Source organism: Dyella amyloliquefaciens (genome assembly GCF_004296575.1).
Lineage (GTDB): Bacteria > Pseudomonadota > Gammaproteobacteria > Xanthomonadales > Rhodanobacteraceae > Dyella > Dyella amyloliquefaciens.
Genome location: NZ_SAYT01000001.1, coordinates 767,070 through 783,351, shown reverse-complemented (window position 1 = coordinate 783,351; position 16,282 = coordinate 767,070). Strand labels below are relative to the sequence as shown.

Genomic DNA, 16,282 nt, shown 5'->3' with positions numbered 1-16,282 from the left:
ACCGAGGTTTGCAGCCTATGTCTCCCCCGATGAACGCCCGCCCCAAGAAGAGTTTCGGCCAGCACTTCCTGCACGAGAAGCGCTACATCGAGCGGATCGTCAGCGCGATCTCGCCGCGCGCGGACGACTTCGTGGTCGAGATCGGCCCCGGCGAAGGCGCACTGACCCTGCCCCTGCTCGCAGCGGCGCAGAAACTCACGGCCATCGAGCTCGATACCGATCTCATCCCCGACCTGCAGGCGCGCGCCGCCAGCGTGGGAGAGCTGAGCATCATCCACTCGGACGTACTGAAGGTGGACTTCACGGCGCTCGCGCATCGGCATGGCGTGGAGCGGCTGCGCGTCGCCGGCAACCTGCCGTATTACATCTCCAGCCCGATCCTGTTTCATTGCGTGGAACATGCGCGTGCGATCCAGGACATGCACTTCATGCTGCAAAAGGAAGTGGTCGACCGCATGGCGGCCGAGCCGGGCAGCAAGGTGTACGGACGCCTTTCCGTGATGCTGCAACTGGCCTGTCGCGTGGAACCACTGTTCGTGGTGCCACCGGGCGCGTTCCGGCCGCCGCCGAAGGTCGATTCGGCCGTGGTGCGCCTGGTGCCATTGGAGCCCGCCCAGTTGCCGGATGCCGACCCCGAGCGCATCTACGCGATCGTGAAGGCAGCGTTCGCACAGCGTCGCAAGACGCTGAGCAACGCGCTCAAGCATGTCATGGATGCCCAGGCGATCATGGCCGCCGATGTCGACCCCAAGGCGCGCGCAGAAACGCTTTCGCCCCAGGATTACGTGCGCCTCGCGCGTGTCGTCGTGGAGTGAATACGAAGGGTCCGCGCGCATCGCGCCCCGATTCAGCCCGACGCATGCAAGCTTCCCCCATGGGATGCGACAACCCGTACAATCGCGGCATGAACGACAGATCTTCCTACACGATCGACGTGCAGGTGGAACCCCGCTTTGTCCCCGACCAATCCCGTCCCGGCGACAACCGCTACGTTTTCGCCTACACCATCACCCTGCACAACGCGGGCGATGTACCTGCACGCCTGTTGTCGCGCCACTGGGTCATCACCGACGCCAACGGCAAGGTGGAAGAAGTCACTGGCGAGGGCGTGGTCGGCGAGCAGCCGTGGATGCGCCCCGGCGATCGTTACGAGTACACCTCGGGCGCCGTGCTGGAAACGTCGGTAGGCATCATGGAGGGCAGCTACCAGATGCTGGCCGATGACGGCACCCACTTCGAAGCGGCGATCCCGGCGTTCACCTTGTCCATTCCGCGAACGCTGCACTGATGGCTATCTATGCGATCGGTGATGTGCAGGGCTGCTATCCCGAACTCCAGCGCCTGCTCGACAAGCTTCGTTTCGACCCCGCCAGTGATCGCCTGTGGTTTTGTGGCGACCTCGTCAATCGCGGCGGCCAGTCCCTGCAGACCCTGCGCCTGATCCACAGCCTGCGCGAGCAATCCGTGGTGACGCTGGGTAACCACGACCTCAGTCTGCTGGCGATCGCGCAGCGGCGTCCCGAAGCGCAGTCAAAGGTGAATCCCGAGCTGCGCGAGGTGCTGTTCGCGGACGATGCGCCCGTGTTGATGGAATGGCTGCGTTCGCAGAAGCTGCTGCATCATGACGAGCAGCTCAACTGGACCATGGTCCATGCCGGACTCGCGCCCTCTTGGACGCTACGCCAGGCGCAGCGCTCCGCGCAGGAAATCGAGCGCGAACTCGGCAGTCCGCGTCACCCGCGCCTGCTGAAGAATCTGTTTGGCAATCGCCCCGCCGCCTGGAACGGTCGCCTGCAGGGCATCGAGCGCATGCGCGCCTCGATCAACACGCTGACGCGCATGCGTTATTGCGATATCCAGGGGCGCATCGACTTCGAAAGCAAGGGCATTCCCGGCACGCAGAAGCCGGGCATGTATCCATGGTTCGAAGTGCCCGGCATGCGTCGCCGCGAGACGCGCATCGTGTGCGGCCACTGGTCTGCGCTCGGTCGGTTCGCCGGCCTGGGCATCCATGCGATCGACACGGGTTGCGTGTGGGGCGGCCAGCTCACCGCACTACGCCTCGACGAGGAAGAGCCGCGCTATATCGCCGTCGACGCGGAGCCTTATCGCAAGCGTCCGCCTGGCGGCGGTGACTGACGCCACCATCTCGCCCCGCTTTTTTGTAGGAGGGCACCCAGTGCGCGAAAAGCCTACGAAGCGGCAACGCAGTAGCCCGGCCAACGGATAGCAACGCTGCGTTGATCGCGCACTGGGTGCGCTCCTACAAAAGAAGAAACCGGGCGCCATAAAAAAACCCCGCCAAGGCGGGGTTTTTTCGTATCAGCTCAGCTGACCGTGGCAGTGCTTGAACTTCTTGCCAGAGCCACAGGGACAAGGATCGTTGCGACCGACGCGCGAACCTTCCTGGTTGCCCTGCGGCACCGCAGCCATGCTGCTCGCCGCCACGGCTTCCGCATCCGCGCCCAGCGCACCAACCGGCGCACCACCACCGCTGGCCAGCATCTGGCGCTGCAGTCGTTCGGCGAGGCGCTGCTGCTCGGCTTCCATCGCAGCCACTTCTTCTTCGCTGCGCACGCGCACACGCGCCAGCATCTGCACGACTTCGCTCTTGATGCGGTCGAGCATGCTGGAGAACAGCTCGAACGATTCGCGCTTGAACTCCTGCTTGGGCTGCTTCTGCGCATAGCCGCGCAGATAAATGCCCTGGCGCAGGTAGTCCATGCTCGCCAGGTGTTCCTTCCAGGCGTTGTCGACCACGCTGAGCATGATGTGCTTCTCGAGCTGGCGCATGGTCTCGCCGCCGATCTGCTGCTCCTTGCCCTTGAACAGCTGCTCGAGACCCTCGCGCACGTGCTCGAGGATCGTCTTGTCGTCGATCTCGTGCTGCTGTTCGACCCAGTGCTTCATATCCAGCGACAGGCCAAACTCGCTCTCGAGTTCGCGATCGAGACCGGCGATATCCCACTGCTCGTCCACGCTGTCCGCCGGCACGTGGCGACGCACCAGGTCAGTGACCACGTCGTCGCGGATGTCGGCAATCGTGTCGGACACGTCGTCCACTTCCAGCAGTTCGTCGCGCTGGGCATAGATCACCTTGCGCTGGTCGTTGGCGACGTCGTCGAACTCCAGCAGGTGCTTGCGGATATCGAAGTTGTGCTGTTCGACCTTGCGCTGCGCCTTTTCGATCTGGCGGCTGACCATGCGGTCTTCCAGCGCGTCATCTTCCTTCATGCCGAACATGCGCATCCAGCGGCCGACCCAGTCGCCAGCGAAGATGCGCAGGAGGTTGTCTTCCAGCGACAGATAGAAGCGCGAGGAGCCCGGGTCGCCCTGGCGGCCCGAACGGCCACGCAGCTGGTTGTCGATACGACGCGACTCGTGGCGCTCGGTGCCCACGATGTGCAGGCCACCCGAGGCAAGCACCTGCTCGTGGCGCTTCTTCCAGTCGGACTTGGTCTTCGCGCGCTCGGTTTCCGAAGCGTCTTCCGGCAACGTCGCCATCGCCGCTTCGAGACTGCCACCCAGCACGATGTCGGTACCGCGACCGGCCATGTTGGTGGCAATGGTCACCGAGCCCGGCGCACCGGCCTGGGCCACGATGTGCGCCTCGCGCTCATGCTGCTTGGCGTTGAGCACCTCGTGCGGGATCTTTTCCTTGCGCAGCAGGTTCGACAGCAGCTCGGAAACTTCGATGGACGTGGTGCCCACCAGCACGGGCTGGCCGCGCTTGTTGCAATCCTTGATGTCCTCGATCACATGGTTGTACTTGGCCTGCTGGCCAAGGAAGACCATGTCCGGGTTGTCCTTGCGGATCATCGGCTTGTGGGTGGGAATCACCACCACTTCCAGGCCGTAGATCTGCTGGAATTCGTACGCTTCCGTATCGGCCGTACCGGTCATGCCGGCCAGCTTCTTGTACATGCGGAACAGGTTCTGGAACGTAACCGTCGCCAGCGTCTGGTTCTCGCGCTGGATCGGCACGCCTTCCTTCGCTTCCACTGCCTGATGCAGGCCATCCGACCAGCGGCGGCCCTGCAGCGTGCGGCCGGTGAATTCGTCCACGATCACCACCTCGCCGTCGCGGACGATGTAGTCCACGTCACGGTGATAGATCGCGTTCGCACGCAGCGCCGCATTGAGGTGGTGCACGACGGCCAGGTTCTTGGAGTCGTACAGGCCGCTTTCCGGATCGATCACGCCGGCTTCGCGCAGCAGCTCGTCCGCATGCGACATGCCTTCTTCGGACAGGTGCACCTGCTTCTGCTTCTCGTCGACGAAATAATCGCCGGACGCATCTTCCTTTTCCTGGCGGATCATCTTCGGGACGATCTTGTTCACCGAGATGTACAGCTGCGGGGAATCTTCGGCCGGGCCGGAGATGATCAGCGGCGTACGCGCCTCGTCGATCAGGATGGAGTCGACTTCGTCGACGATGGCGTAGTGCAGGCCGCGCTGGTAGCGCTGATCCTTGCTGAGCGCCATGTTGTCGCGCAGGTAGTCGAAGCCGAATTCGTTATTGGTGCCGTAGGTGATGTCGGCGGAATACGCGACATGCTTGTCGGCATGGTCCATGCCCGGCCACACCACACCCGTGGTCAGGCCCAGGAAGCCGTACAGCTTGCCCATCTGGGCGGAGTCGCGGCGGGCCAGGTAGTCGTTGACCGTCACCACGTGCACGCCCTTGCCTTCCAGGGCGTTGAGGTACACCGGCAGCGTGCCGACCAGGGTCTTGCCTTCACCCGTGCGCATTTCGGCGATACGGCCCGAATGCAGCACCATGCCGCCGATCATCTGCACGTCGTAGTGGCGCATGCCGAGCACGCGCTTGGCACCCTCGCGCACGACCGCAAAAGCCTCCGGCAACAACTTGTCCAGCGACTCGCCACCGGCAACACGCTGCTTGAACTCGTCGGTCTTGGCGCGCAGCGCCTCGTCGCTCAGCTTCTCGAACTCGGGTTCCAGCGCGTTGATGCGCGCGACAGTCTTGGAGAGCTGGCGGAGCACGCGTTCATTGCGGCTACCGAAAAGGCTCGTCAGGGCACGGTTGAGCATCGATCTTCCGGATCAGGATTCATGAGCCGCCCGCTCCGGGTAAACCGGGCGGGACGAAAGGATTGATGATACTAGGGTCGGCGGGCTATCCCAAACGCCGGAGGTCACCCTCCCGCGGCCTGGCGGGACATCCGCCGTCATGGCGCCCCGCGGACTCCCCCGATCATCGTCCCGGTCTAGGTGTGGCGGCTCGCGCAAAGGCTTTCAAGGGCGGCAAGGGGCCTCCCGGGACCGCGGTCAGCGATGGTTTTTCACGAAGGCCAGGGGGTTGACCACGCGCCCCTTGTACCAGACCTCGAAATGCACGTGAGAACCCGTCGACCGCCCGGTAGAGCCGGCCTCGGAGATCACGTCGCCCACGTGCACACGCTGGCCCGGACGGACATCCAGCTTGCTGTTGTGCGCATAGCGGGTCATGTAGCCGTTGCCGTGGTCAATTTCGATCACCTCACCGTAACCGGTGCGCTCGCCGGCGTAGGTGACCATGCCTTCGGCGACCGCATGCACCTCGGTGCCCTTGGGCGTCGAGATATCCAGACCCGTGTGATACGCGCTGTGCCCACTGAACGGGTCGGGGCGACCACCGAAATAGGAGGAGATGTAGCCGTCGACCGGCATGCCGGTGGGCTTGAGATTGGATTCGATCTTGGCGTCCAGCAACAGGCTCTGCAGCGCGGAAAGCTGCGCCTGCTGGCTGTCGAACTGGTTCGCTAGCTGGTTGATGCTGGTATCGAGGGTCTGCGGCAGGGCGTAGCCGCCGCCCAGCGAGTCTTCCACACCACCGACGGCAGGCTGCTCGTCAAAATTGAACTCGCCATCGTCGAGCTTGCCGACCTGGGTGAGGCGTTCGCCCAGCGCATTGAGACGGGTCGACTGAGCCTGGAGCTGGCCCAACTTCACGGCCAGGGCATCGATATCGCGCTGGGCATCCTTGCGGACGCCGACCAATTGCTTGTCCTGCTGCTGGACCTGCTGGCGCAGCTGGCGGATCTCGGTCAACGCGCGGTCATGCGGACTGGCCACGGCCATCGCGAGGGCACCGCCCAATCCCGCACATCCCACCACCGCCGCGACCGCCACGCCCAACAGTCGCCATCGCAGGCGCCGGTCGGCGAGATTGAACGTTTTGGGCACCTTTTTGGTGCGGGACACAAGTATGATTTGCATGTCTTTCTTCGTCGAAGATGTCGGTATCCATGCAGCGCGACGCTCCACCACCCTCCCGCCGCAAGGGTTCTGGGCTTACGCCCGTCACCGCCTTCGGCCCCATTGCCTCACTGGCCCGCAAAGCCCGTGAGCTGGATGCATTGGATCGCGCACTACGCCAGACGTTACCGTCACCACTCCGCGAGCAGGTTCGCTTCGCCAACCTGCAAGACGGCCGCCTCGTTTTTCTGGCTCCCTCGCCGGCCCTGGCCGCCAGGCTGCGTCTTCTCCAGACGCAAATCCTCTCGACCGCGCGTGCTGTAGGCACGTACGCCAGTTCGGTCACCGTGAAAGTGGCCCCCCCTCCACCGGCAGACATCGTGCCGGATCGGTCAAAACCGCTTTCGAAGGCCGCCGCCTCTCACCTGAGAGCCGCCGCAGCCTCAACCACAGACCCCGAATTGCGGGAACTGTTCCTTGAGCTGGCGTCCGTCGCCGAAGTTTCTGATTCCCGATTCGGTGAACCGACGGACTGACGTCCGCGCTCCACCGATACCATTGCGGTACTTCCCCTGCACCGACCCTGAGGTCGGCCCGGGTGGGTTTATACCACGCCCCCACGGCCCTGATAGACCCTGATGTCATCAGTACGTGAACAGCTGCCAATGGAAGGCGCGAGGTATATCACAAAACGAACGGCCGCGTCCCTGAAGACGCGGCCGTTCAGTTTATTCAGCTTTGTGAAGTACTTACGCGATCAGATCGCCTGGGCGGGATGCGCGTAGGAGATCGGCGCGGTGGCCGGGTCGTCCGCGAAGCTCACTTCTTCCCACGCCGTGGCGTCGGCCATCAGGGTGCGCAGCAGCTTGTTGTTGAGCTCGTGGCCCGACTTGTGCGCGTAGTAGGCGCCGACCAGGCTGTGGCCCAGCAGGTAGAGGTCGCCGATCGCGTCGAGGATCTTGTGCTTGACGAATTCGTCCTCGTAACGGAGGCCGTCTTCGTTGAGCACGCGGTAGTCATCGAGCACCACGGCGTTGTCCATCGAGCCGCCGAGCGCGAGGTTGTGTTCGCGCAGCATTTCGATGTCACGCATGAAACCGAAGGTGCGGGCGCGGCTCACTTCCTTCACGAACGACGTGGTGGAGAAATCGATCTCCGCCTTGGAGGTGCGCTTGCTGATGATCGGGTGGTTGAACTCGATCGAGAAGCCAACCTTGAAGCCTTCGAACGGTTCGAAAGTGGCCCACTTGTCGCCTTCCTGCACCTTGATCGGCTTCTTGATGCGGATGAAGCGCTTGGCGACGTTCTGTTCCTCGATGCCTGCGGACTGCAGCAGGAACACGAACGGACCCGCGCTGCCGTCCATGATCGGCACTTCCGGCGCGGAAAGATCGACATAAGCGTTGTCGATACCAAGGCCCGCCATCGCCGAGAGCAGATGCTCCACGGTGGAGACGCGCACATCGCCGTTGACCAGCGTGGTGGACAGACGCGTGTCACCGACGTTGTCGGGACGGGCGTGGATTTCCACCGGCGGATTCAGATCGGTACGACGAAACACGATGCCCGTATTAGGGGCCGCGGGGCGAAGCGTCATGTACACCTTGTCGCCGGTATGCAGACCGACGCCTGTGGCGCGAATGATGTTCTTGAGCGTACGCTGCTTGATCATTTTTTGGGTACCTGTAAGGGGCAGCAGCCAATTTAGGGAACGGATGCTAACACAGTCTTAACCTGTGAAAAGGCGATCCATTCCGCACACACTGTTCACCCTTTCATGTTCCTTTCATTCATGAATAACATTCATTCATGGGGTGATCAGTTACATCTCCAACAACTTCAATAACTTAGGTTCTGACACAGCACCCCGGACCGGGACGGGATTCCGGTCACGGGGTGCCGGGCCAGCCGAAAAATCATTTCTCGGCAGGCCATGCGTCATCCCTGAAGCACAGTCGTTGGAGCTTGCGTACGTTCAGAACGCACGCCGGCCACGTCAGTGGACATACCGCCCAAAGGGCGTAAGACCTTGCGCACACCCGCTTTCCATGAAAAAGGATCAGGCGTGCGTTTCGTTACTGACAAGTGAAACCGGCGATTTGTTCAATTTTTCTTCAAATTATTTGCCCTGTCAGCTATCTCAGTCGGCCTGACGGCGAAGGAAGGCCGGAATGTCCAGGTAGTCGAAGCTCGGATCGGCGCTCTTGGCCGAGGTGCTGGCCTCGACGCGGCTGGTCGTGGTCACTTCCGGCTGGGCGTAATCCACCACTTCGTTGCCGGTACCCGTGCGGAGCACGACCGGACGCGGACGCTGGCGCATTTCGACCTGCTGGGTGACGACCGGGCGGATCGGCTGGCGGGCCGCAGCGCGGTTGAGGCCGGTGGCCACAACGGTGACGCGCACGTCGTCCTGCATTTCCGGGTCGAGCGAGGTACCCATGACCACGGTGGCGTCTTCGCTGGCGAAGTCGTGGATGATGCGACCGATTTCGTCGAATTCGCGCATGGTCAGGTTCGGACCGGCGGTGACGTTGACGAGGATGCCGCAGGCGCCATTGAGGTTGACGTCTTCCAGCAGCGGGTTGTTGATGGCGGCTTCGGCGGCAGCCTGCGCGCGGTCGTCGCCGCGGGCGGTGCCCGAACCCATCATCGCCATGCCCATTTCGGACATCACGGTGCGCACGTCGGCGAAGTCGACGTTGATCAGGCCCGGCGCGGTGATGAGGTCGGCGATACCCTGCACGGCACCCTGCAGCACGTCGTTGGCGGCCTTGAACGCATTAAGAAGCGTCACTTCACGGCCCAGCACCGACAACAGCTTCTCGTTGGGCACGGTGATCAGCGAATCGACGTGCTGCGAGAGGTCTTCGATGCCCTTGGCCGCGACCTGCATGCGACGACGGCCTTCGAACGGGAACGGCTTGGTGACCACGGCCACCGTGAGGATGCCCTTCTCCTTGGCGAGCTGCGCCACGACCGGGGCTGCGCCCGTGCCGGTGCCGCCGCCCATGCCGCAGGTGATGAACACCATGTCCGCGCCCTCGAGCACTTCCTCGATGCGCTCACGGTCTTCCAGTGCGGCCTGGCGGCCCACTTCCGGGTTGGCGCCGGCGCCCAGGCCCTTGGTCACGTTGGCACCCAGCTGCAGGTGCGTACGCGAACCGCAGCTCTTCATGGCCTGCGCGTCGGTGTTGGCGACGACGAACTCGACGCCTTCGATGTTTGCATTGAGCATGTGGGCCACGGCGTTACCGCCGCCGCCACCCACGCCGATGACCTTGATGACTGCATTGGGTGCGAGTTTTTCGATCAGTTCAAACATTTCCCGTCCTCCGTAGAGCTCTGTTGTCGTTGTAACCGCGGGTGTCGACGTTCCTGTCGCCCCTTGGTGGTGGACGAACATCCATTCGTCCGTGGCGAGGCCTCCTGCCCCACCCAAATCAGAAATTCTTGGTAATCCATCCGCGCAGCTTGTCGACCAGTCCGCCCACGCTGCCGCCCGCCGGGCCGCTGACGCGCATGCCGCCATTGCGCGCGCCATGCAGCAGCAGGCCCACGCCGGTGGAATGCAGCGGATTGGCAACGACCTCGCCCAGGCCCGACACGTGCTGCGGCACGCCGATGCGCACCATCTTGTGGAAGATCTCCTCGGCCAGCTCCAGCGCACCTTCCATGCGCGAGGCACCGCCGGTGAGCACCACGCCCGCCGCCACCAGGCTCTCGTAGCCGGAGCGACGCAGCTCGTCCTGCACCATCTCGAAGATTTCCTCGTAGCGCGCCTGCACCGACTGCGCCAGCGACTGGCGAGCCAGGCGACGCGGCGGGCGATCGCCGACGCTCGGCACCTGGATGGTTTCTTCCGCGTGCGCCAGCTGCGCCAGCGCGCAGGCGTACTTGATCTTGATCTCCTCCGCATGCGCGGTCGGCGTGTGCACGCCGTAGGCGATGTCGTTGGTGACCTGGTCGCCGCCGACCGGCAGCGACTTGGTGTAGCGGATCGCGCCCTGCGTATAGATGGCGATGTCGGTGGTGCCCGCGCCGATATCGACCAGGCACACGCCCAGCTCCCGCTCGTCGTCGGTCAGCACCGACTTGGCGCTGGCCACCGCCGAGGGCACCAGCTCGTCCACGGTCAGGCCGCAGCGCTGGATGCACTTGGAGATGTTCTGCACCGCCGCGGCCGCACCGGTGACCAGATGCACGCTCGCTTCCAGGCGCACGCCGCTCATGCCCACCGGCGAGCGGATGCCGTCCTGGCCGTCGATGCGGTATTCCTGCGATTCCTTGTAGAGCACCTTGCGGTCGGCCGGGATCGCCACTGCGCTGGCGGCTTCCAGCACCTGGTCGAGATCGCCCGGGGTCACTTCGCGATCGCGGATCGCGGCGGTGCCATGGGAGTTCTTGGTTTCCAGGTGGCTGCCGGAGATCGAGGCGTAGACCGAGCGGATATCGCAGCCGGCCATCAGCTCGGCTTCTTCCACGGCACGCTGGATCGAGTGCACGGTCGATTCGATGTCCACCACCGAGCCGCGCTTCATGCCGCGCGAGACGTGGGTGCCGATGCCGATCACTTCGATCGGCTCGCCAGGCTCGTACTCGCCGACGATCGCCACCACTTTCGAGGTGCCGATATCGAGGCCTACGACCAGCTGCTTGTCGTTCTTGGGTTTCATGTGCGGGGTGAGCCTCCAGCGTTCACGGTGCTCGCCTGCGGCGGCCATCGAACGGCAAATCCATTGGTGTAACGAAGATCGGCGTAGGCGAAGCCATCGGCATGGCCCGCCATGAGTTGTGGGTAGACGTCGAGGAAGCGGCGCAGGCGGCGACCGGCCTGGTCGCGGTCGCCAATGACGATCTGCGCGCCACTGCTCGTGGTGAGGCTCCAGCTGCCACGCTCGGTGAGCGAGACGCCGGTGATTTTCAGTTTGGTATTGGCAAACGCCTTCTGCGTTTCCGCATAGAAGCTCACCACTTCCGCCAGGCGCGCATCGGGGCCGCGCAGGTCCGGCAGATCGGTATTGGCCGACACGTCGGGCGCGTCGAACACCAGGCCCTGGCGGCTGATCAGGCGCTTCTCGTTCCAGCGCGCGAACGGCTGGCGCTCGTAGATGCGCAGGATCAGCGTGTCGGGCCAGCGCTTGCGCGCCTCCACCGACTCCACCCACGGCAACGCGGAGACCGCCTTCTGCACGCCATCGAGGTCGAGTGCGAAGAACCCCTTGCCGAGGCGCGGCATGACGACCGAACGGAGCTCATCCTCGGTCACATGCTTGAACTCGGCCTGCACCGTCAACTGGGTCACCGGCCAACGATTGGCCGCAAACCATCCGCGCAGCACGCCGACGATCGGCAGCGCCACGAGCGCGATGGCCAGAACCCAGGCAACGAGGCGGATAGCTCCCCTCACACGCCCTCCCGGAAGCTCGTTTCAAGCACGCGCCAGCACAGCGTCTGGTAATCGATGCCGGCGACGGCAGCGGCCTTGGGCACCAGCGAGTGCGAGGTCATGCCAGGCGCGGTGTTCACTTCCAGCAGCCAGTTCTTGCCCTGCTTGTCGCGCATCACGTCGACGCGTCCCCAGCCCGAACAGGCCAGCGCATCGAACGCACGCAGCGCCAGTTCCTGCATCTCGCGCTCGGCGTCGCCGTGCAGGCCCGGGCAGATGTACTGGGTGTCTTCGGCGATGTACTTGGCGTTGTAGTCGTAGTACTCGCCCTTGGGCACGATATTGATGGTGGCCAGCACCTGGCGATCGAGCACGCCGACGGTGTACTCGCCGCCCTCGATCAGGGTCTCCATCAGCATGTCGCCGGGATAGCGCTGCGCCAGCGCCACGGCGTCATCGAGATCCTCTTCCTTGAACACGCGGCTGACACCCACGCTGGAGCCTTCCCAGGCCGGCTTCACGATCAGCGGGAAACCGATCTCGCGTGCAGCGGCATGCACGTCGGCACCGCGCGGCAGCGCCTTGAACTTCGGCGTGGGAAGGCCCATCGCCTGCCACACCAGCTTGGCGCGGATCTTGTCGAGCGACAGCGCCGAACCCAGCACGCCGGAACCGGTGAACGGAATGCGCAGCGACTGCAGCGCACCCTGGAGCTCGCCGTTCTCGCCGCCACCGCCGTGCAGGATGTTGAACACGCGGGCGAAGTGGCCGGCGCGCACGGCGTCCAGCAGCGCCGGGATGCCGTCGATGGCGTGCGCATCCACGCCGCGCGCCTGCAGCGCGGCCAGCACGTTGCGGCCGGAGTCGAGCGACACCTCGCGCTCGGCCGAGCTGCCACCCATCACCACGGCGACGCGGCCAAACTGTGCGGGATCGGTGATCGTCTTGCTCATGCTTTGCTCGTCTTCAGTTGACCGGCGTTCGCCATTTCCACCGCCGCCGCGCCGATATCGCCGGCTCCGAGCAGCAGCAACAGGTCACCGTCGCGCAACAGCGCGGGCAGCGTTTCCTTGAATTCACGCGGATGGTCGATCAGCACCGGATCGACCTTGCCGCGCGCACGCACCGCGCGTGCCAGCGCGCGACCATCGGCACCGGCGATCGGTGCCTCACCGGCCGGATAGACGTCCGTCAGCACCAGCACGTCGGCTTCGGCCAGCACATTGGCGAAATCGTCCAGCAGGTCGCGCGTACGGCTGTAGCGATGCGGCTGGAAGCCGACCACCAGGCGACGATCCGGCCAACCGCCGCGTGCTGCGGCGAACACCGCCGCGAGTTCGCGCGGATGGTGGCCGTAGTCGTCGACCAGCAGGGCCGTGCCCTTGTCCAGGGCGATCTCGCCACGACGATGGAATCGGCGACCCACGCCCTGGAAGTTCTCCAACGCTCGCGCGATCGACTCGGCTTCCACGCCCAGCTGCCAGCCAACCGTGGCGGCAGCGAGCGCGTTGAGCACGTTGTGTCGACCCGGCAGGTTCAGCTTGACGTGCAACGCCTCGTTGCGACCCGGCAGCCACAGGTCGAAATGCATCTCGAAGCCGTGCTGCGAGAGGTTGCTCGCGCGCACGTCGGCATCCTGGGTCTCGATGCCGTAAGTCATCACGCGACGCGTGGTGGACTTGGCCAGCTCGGCGACTTCCGGATCGTCCACGCACAGCACGGCGAGGCCGTAGAACGGCAGGCGATGCAGGAAGTCGGCGAAGGCCTTCTTCACCAGCGCGAAGTCACCGTGGTAGTTCTCCAGGTGATCGGCGTCGATGTTGGTAACCACCGCGACCACCGGCGACAGCATCAGGAACGAACCATCCGATTCGTCGGCCTCGGCCACGATGTACTGGCCCGTGCCCAGGCGCGCATTCGCGCCGGCCGCATTGAGCTGTCCGCCGATCACGAAGGTCGGGTCGTAGTTGGCCTCGGCCAGCACGCTCGCCGCGAGGCTCGTGGTGGTGGTCTTGCCGTGCGTGCCGGCGATGGCGACGCCGCGGCGGAAGCGCATCAGCTCGCCCAGCATCTCGGCGCGCGGCACCACGGGGATGCGTGCAGCGCGGGCGGCCTGCAATTCGGGATTTTCAGCGTTGATGGCACTGGAAGTCACCACCACGTCGGCGTCGCCGATGTTCTCGGCGGCGTGGCCGACATGCACTTCGATGCCCAGCGCGGAGAGGCGCTGTGCGGTCGGTGAGTTGGCGCGATCGGAACCGGAGACGGCATAGCCCAGGTTGTGCAGCACTTCGGCGATGCCGCTCATGCCCACGCCGCCGATGCCGATGAAATGCACTCGGCGGAACGTGGTCATCAAGTCTTCGTGCGCGAGCAAACGACGCGGCGTCATGCGGCCACCTCCATGCAGGCGCGTGCGATCACTGCCGCGGCGTCGGGCTTGGCCAGCGTGCGCGCAGCCTCGCCCATCGCGACCAGTCGCTCGCGATCATCCAGCAGCGCCTCGAGGCGCTGCGCCAACTGCTGTACGTCCAGATCCTTCTCCTGAATCAATTCGGCCGCATGCACGGCGACCAGCGCCTCGGCATTGCGGGTCTGGTGGTCATCCACCGCATAGGGGAACGGCACGAGCACGGCGCCGAGTCCGGCAGCCGTGAGCTCGGCCAGCGTGAGCGCACCCGCGCGGCATACCGCGAGGTCAGCCCAGGCGTAGGTGCCGGCCATGTCTTCGATGAACGGCACGATCTGCGCTTCGACACCGGCCTTGGCGTAGGCGGCACGCGCTTCGTCGATGCCGCGGTTGCCGCACTGGTGCAGCACTTCCGGGCGCTGCGACGGCGACAGCAGCGCCAGCGCCTGCGGCAAAGCGATGTTCAACGCACGGGCACCCAGGCTGCCACCCAGCACGAGCAGGCGCGCACGACCGGTGCGTGCGGCCATGCGCTCGCTCGGCGTCGGCAGCGCGGCAATGGCGCCACGCACCGGATTACCCACCCACTCGGCGCCCGGCAACGCATCGCTGAAGCCAGCCAATACACGCTGCGCATGCTCGGCGAGCTTGCGATTGGTGAAGCCGGCGACGCGGTTCTGCTCGTGCACCAGCAGCGGCCGGCGCGTGATGCGCGCAGCGACGCCGCCGGGGCCGGCCACGTAGCCGCCCATCGACAACACGCTGCGCGGCTTGATGCGGCGAAGCGCACCGAGCGAAGCGAGCAGTGCACGCGCGAGCATGAAGGGCGCCAGCAGACGCGTCTTCAAACCTTTGCCGCGCAACCCACCCACCGGCACGGTCACCAGCTCGATGCCATGCGCCGGCACGACCTTGGTCTCCATGCCACCTTCGGCACCCAGCCATACCACCGGCACGCCCTGCGCGCGCAGCGCTTCGGCCACGGCGAGTCCCGGGAAGATGTGGCCACCGGTGCCGCCGGCCATGATGAGCACGGGCGCCGTCATGCGGTCACCGCCTCGCGCGCAGGCGTCGCAGCCACGGCCGTGTTCGCGTCCGGCACGGCGTTCGCCGGCATGCGCGCCGCCATCTGGCGTGCATCGAGGGCGCGGTTGATTTCATAGGTGGTGCGCAACAGGACGCCGGCCATCGCACAGGTGAGCACGATGGACGAACCGCCGTAGCTGATCAGCGGCAGGGTCAGGCCCTTGGTCGGCAGCGCGCCGAGGTTCACGCCGATCGACACCATGGTCTGCAGGCCCAGCATCAGCGACACGCCGCAGGCCACGTAACCGGCAAAGCGCTGGCCGATCTCCATGCCCTTGAGGCCCATGTACAAGCCGCGGCCCACGGCGAGCGCGAACAGGCCCATCACCAGCAGGATGCCGGCCAGGCCCAGCTCCTCGGAGATCACCGCGAAGATGAAGTCGGTATGTGCTTCGGGCAGGTAGGACAGCTTGAGCACGCTCGAGCCCAGGCCCACGCCGGTCCACTCGCCACGACCGATCGCCATCAGCGACTGGGTCAGCTGGAAACCGTCGTTGAACGGATCGGCCCACGGGTCGATGAACGACGTGAGGCGACGCATGCGGTACGGCTCAAACTTCGCCACGAACCACAGCAGCGCCACCACCGGCAGGCCCATGCCGCCGAGGTACATGGGCTTGGCACCGCCCATCCAGATCATGCCGATGGTCACCGCGATCATCAGCGTGGCTGAACCGAAGTCCGGCTGCGCCAGCAGCAGCAACACGAACAGGCCCGCCACCATGATGGGCTTGAACAGGCCCCAGAAGCTGGTTTCCACGCTCTCGCGATGGCGCACCAGGTAACTTGCGGTGTAGACCACGAGGATCAGCTTCACCGCCTCGACCGGCTGGAAGCTGGTGATCAGGAAGTTGAGCCAGCGGCGCGCACCATTGATGCGCATGCCGATGCCCGGCACGAACACCAGCAACAGCAACACGACCGCGCCCGCCAGCAGCAGGTAGGCGTTCTTCTCCATCAGCTTCAGCTCGGTGCGCATGGCGATGCCCGCCAGCACCATGCCAATGCTGAGGAACAGCAGGTGGCGCTTGAGGAAGTAGAACGCGCCGATGTGCTGGCTTTCGGCCACGGCGATCGAGCTCGACGCCACCATCACCACCCCGATGCAGGCCAGACCGACGAGCGCGATCACCAGCGGCATGTCGAAGCTGCCGCGGGGTCCCTGTCGTCGCTTGGCCTGGGTGGTGTCGAAGAACATG

General features: G+C 64.9%; 14 protein-coding genes. 4 read left to right on the top strand and 10 right to left on the bottom strand.

Annotated elements, in window-relative coordinates; genetic code table 11:
- Window positions 1-29 precede the first annotated feature (29 nt).
- The 3 genes from rsmA (at window position 30) to EPB08_RS03200 (ending at window position 2,139) form a co-directional block, all read left to right on the top strand.
- Entirely contained in the window at window positions 30-815 is a 786-nt protein-coding gene (rsmA, locus tag EPB08_RS03210) for a 16S rRNA (adenine(1518)-N(6)/adenine(1519)-N(6))-dimethyltransferase RsmA (RefSeq protein WP_130617886.1), read from the top strand.
- 89 nt (window positions 816-904) lie between these two features.
- Window positions 905-1,288 (top strand): Co2+/Mg2+ efflux protein ApaG, encoded by a 384-nt coding sequence (gene apaG / locus EPB08_RS03205; protein WP_130617601.1) that lies wholly within the window; start codon window positions 905-907, stop codon window positions 1,286-1,288.
- Window positions 1,288-2,139 (top strand): symmetrical bis(5'-nucleosyl)-tetraphosphatase, encoded by an 852-nt coding sequence (locus EPB08_RS03200; protein ID WP_130617600.1) that lies wholly within the window; start codon window positions 1,288-1,290, stop codon window positions 2,137-2,139. The genes apaG and EPB08_RS03200 overlap by 1 nt, the downstream gene beginning before the upstream one ends.
- Window positions 2,140-2,322: 183 nt before the next feature.
- Here EPB08_RS03200 and secA read toward each other — a convergent pair whose 3' ends face one another.
- Window positions 2,323-5,055 carry a preprotein translocase subunit SecA gene (gene secA, locus EPB08_RS03195; RefSeq protein WP_130617599.1) on the bottom strand — a complete coding sequence of 911 codons (2,733 nt, stop codon included), beginning with the start codon at window positions 5,053-5,055 and terminating at the stop codon, window positions 2,323-2,325.
- Window positions 5,056-5,292: 237 nt separating this feature from the next.
- Window positions 5,293-6,222: a M23 family metallopeptidase gene (locus tag EPB08_RS03190; RefSeq protein ID WP_130617598.1), complete on the bottom strand. Its 930-nt coding sequence runs from the start codon at window positions 6,220-6,222 to the stop codon at window positions 5,293-5,295.
- Between the two features lie 29 nt (window positions 6,223-6,251).
- Here EPB08_RS03190 and EPB08_RS03185 point away from each other — a divergent pair, with 29 nt between their 5' ends.
- The gene (locus EPB08_RS03185; RefSeq protein ID WP_130617597.1) at window positions 6,252-6,737 is read left to right on the top strand and encodes a DciA family protein; all 486 of its coding nucleotides are present in this window, start codon (window positions 6,252-6,254) and stop codon (window positions 6,735-6,737) included.
- A 221-nt stretch (window positions 6,738-6,958) separates the two neighbouring features.
- Here the strand turns inward: EPB08_RS03185 and lpxC are convergent, their stop codons facing one another.
- From lpxC to ftsW, 8 genes are all read right to left on the bottom strand, one after another.
- Entirely contained in the window at window positions 6,959-7,873 is a 915-nt protein-coding gene (gene lpxC, locus EPB08_RS03180) for a UDP-3-O-acyl-N-acetylglucosamine deacetylase (protein ID WP_130617596.1), read from the bottom strand.
- Window positions 7,874-8,341: 468 nt separating this feature from the next.
- The gene (ftsZ, locus tag EPB08_RS03175) at window positions 8,342-9,523 is read right to left on the bottom strand and encodes a cell division protein FtsZ (RefSeq protein WP_130617595.1); all 1,182 of its coding nucleotides are present in this window, start codon (window positions 9,521-9,523) and stop codon (window positions 8,342-8,344) included.
- A 118-nt stretch (window positions 9,524-9,641) separates the two neighbouring features.
- Entirely contained in the window at window positions 9,642-10,874 is a 1,233-nt protein-coding gene (ftsA, locus tag EPB08_RS03170; protein WP_130617594.1) for a cell division protein FtsA, read from the bottom strand.
- Window positions 10,871-11,608, bottom strand: coding sequence for a cell division protein FtsQ/DivIB (locus EPB08_RS03165; protein ID WP_130617593.1), 738 nt, complete (start codon window positions 11,606-11,608; stop codon window positions 10,871-10,873). Before EPB08_RS03165 ends, ftsA begins: the two co-directional genes overlap by 4 nt.
- Window positions 11,605-12,540: a D-alanine--D-alanine ligase gene (locus EPB08_RS03160; RefSeq protein ID WP_130617592.1), complete on the bottom strand. Its 936-nt coding sequence runs from the start codon at window positions 12,538-12,540 to the stop codon at window positions 11,605-11,607. The genes EPB08_RS03165 and EPB08_RS03160 overlap by 4 nt, the downstream gene beginning before the upstream one ends.
- Complete coding sequence (gene murC / locus EPB08_RS03155; protein ID WP_130617591.1) at window positions 12,537-13,979, bottom strand: UDP-N-acetylmuramate--L-alanine ligase; 1,443 nt, start codon at window positions 13,977-13,979, stop codon at window positions 12,537-12,539. Before murC ends, EPB08_RS03160 begins: the two co-directional genes overlap by 4 nt.
- Window positions 13,976-15,043 (bottom strand): undecaprenyldiphospho-muramoylpentapeptide beta-N-acetylglucosaminyltransferase, encoded by a 1,068-nt coding sequence (murG, locus tag EPB08_RS03150; protein WP_130617590.1) that lies wholly within the window; start codon window positions 15,041-15,043, stop codon window positions 13,976-13,978. Before murG ends, murC begins: the two co-directional genes overlap by 4 nt.
- Entirely contained in the window at window positions 15,040-16,281 is a 1,242-nt protein-coding gene (gene ftsW / locus EPB08_RS03145) for a putative lipid II flippase FtsW (RefSeq protein WP_205746259.1), read from the bottom strand. Before ftsW ends, murG begins: the two co-directional genes overlap by 4 nt.
- Window position 16,282 lies beyond the last annotated feature (1 nt).

What these genes read in the sequence shown, in the direction of transcription:
- rsmA (WP_130617886.1), top strand. Translation starts at nt 30, where the DNA reads ATGAACGCCCGCCCCAAGAAGAGTTTCGGCCAGCACTTCCTGCACGAG.
- apaG (WP_130617601.1), top strand. Translation starts at nt 905, where the DNA reads ATGAACGACAGATCTTCCTACACGATCGACGTGCAGGTGGAACCCCGC.
- EPB08_RS03200 (WP_130617600.1), top strand. Translation starts at nt 1,288, where the DNA reads ATGGCTATCTATGCGATCGGTGATGTGCAGGGCTGCTATCCCGAACTC.
- secA (WP_130617599.1), bottom strand. Translation starts at nt 5,055, where the DNA reads ATGCTCAACCGTGCCCTGACGAGCCTTTTCGGTAGCCGCAATGAACGC.
- EPB08_RS03190 (WP_130617598.1), bottom strand. Translation starts at nt 6,222, where the DNA reads ATGCAAATCATACTTGTGTCCCGCACCAAAAAGGTGCCCAAAACGTTC.
- EPB08_RS03185 (WP_130617597.1), top strand. Translation starts at nt 6,252, where the DNA reads ATGCAGCGCGACGCTCCACCACCCTCCCGCCGCAAGGGTTCTGGGCTT.
- lpxC (WP_130617596.1), bottom strand. Translation starts at nt 7,873, where the DNA reads ATGATCAAGCAGCGTACGCTCAAGAACATCATTCGCGCCACAGGCGTC.
- ftsZ (WP_130617595.1), bottom strand. Translation starts at nt 9,523, where the DNA reads ATGTTTGAACTGATCGAAAAACTCGCACCCAATGCAGTCATCAAGGTC.
- ftsA (WP_130617594.1), bottom strand. Translation starts at nt 10,874, where the DNA reads ATGAAACCCAAGAACGACAAGCAGCTGGTCGTAGGCCTCGATATCGGC.
- EPB08_RS03160 (WP_130617592.1), bottom strand. Translation starts at nt 12,540, where the DNA reads ATGAGCAAGACGATCACCGATCCCGCACAGTTTGGCCGCGTCGCCGTG.
- murC (WP_130617591.1), bottom strand. Translation starts at nt 13,979, where the DNA reads ATGACGCCGCGTCGTTTGCTCGCGCACGAAGACTTGATGACCACGTTC.
- murG (WP_130617590.1), bottom strand. Translation starts at nt 15,043, where the DNA reads ATGACGGCGCCCGTGCTCATCATGGCCGGCGGCACCGGTGGCCACATC.
- ftsW (WP_205746259.1), bottom strand. Translation starts at nt 16,281, where the DNA reads ATGTTCTTCGACACCACCCAGGCCAAGCGACGACAGGGACCCCGCGGC.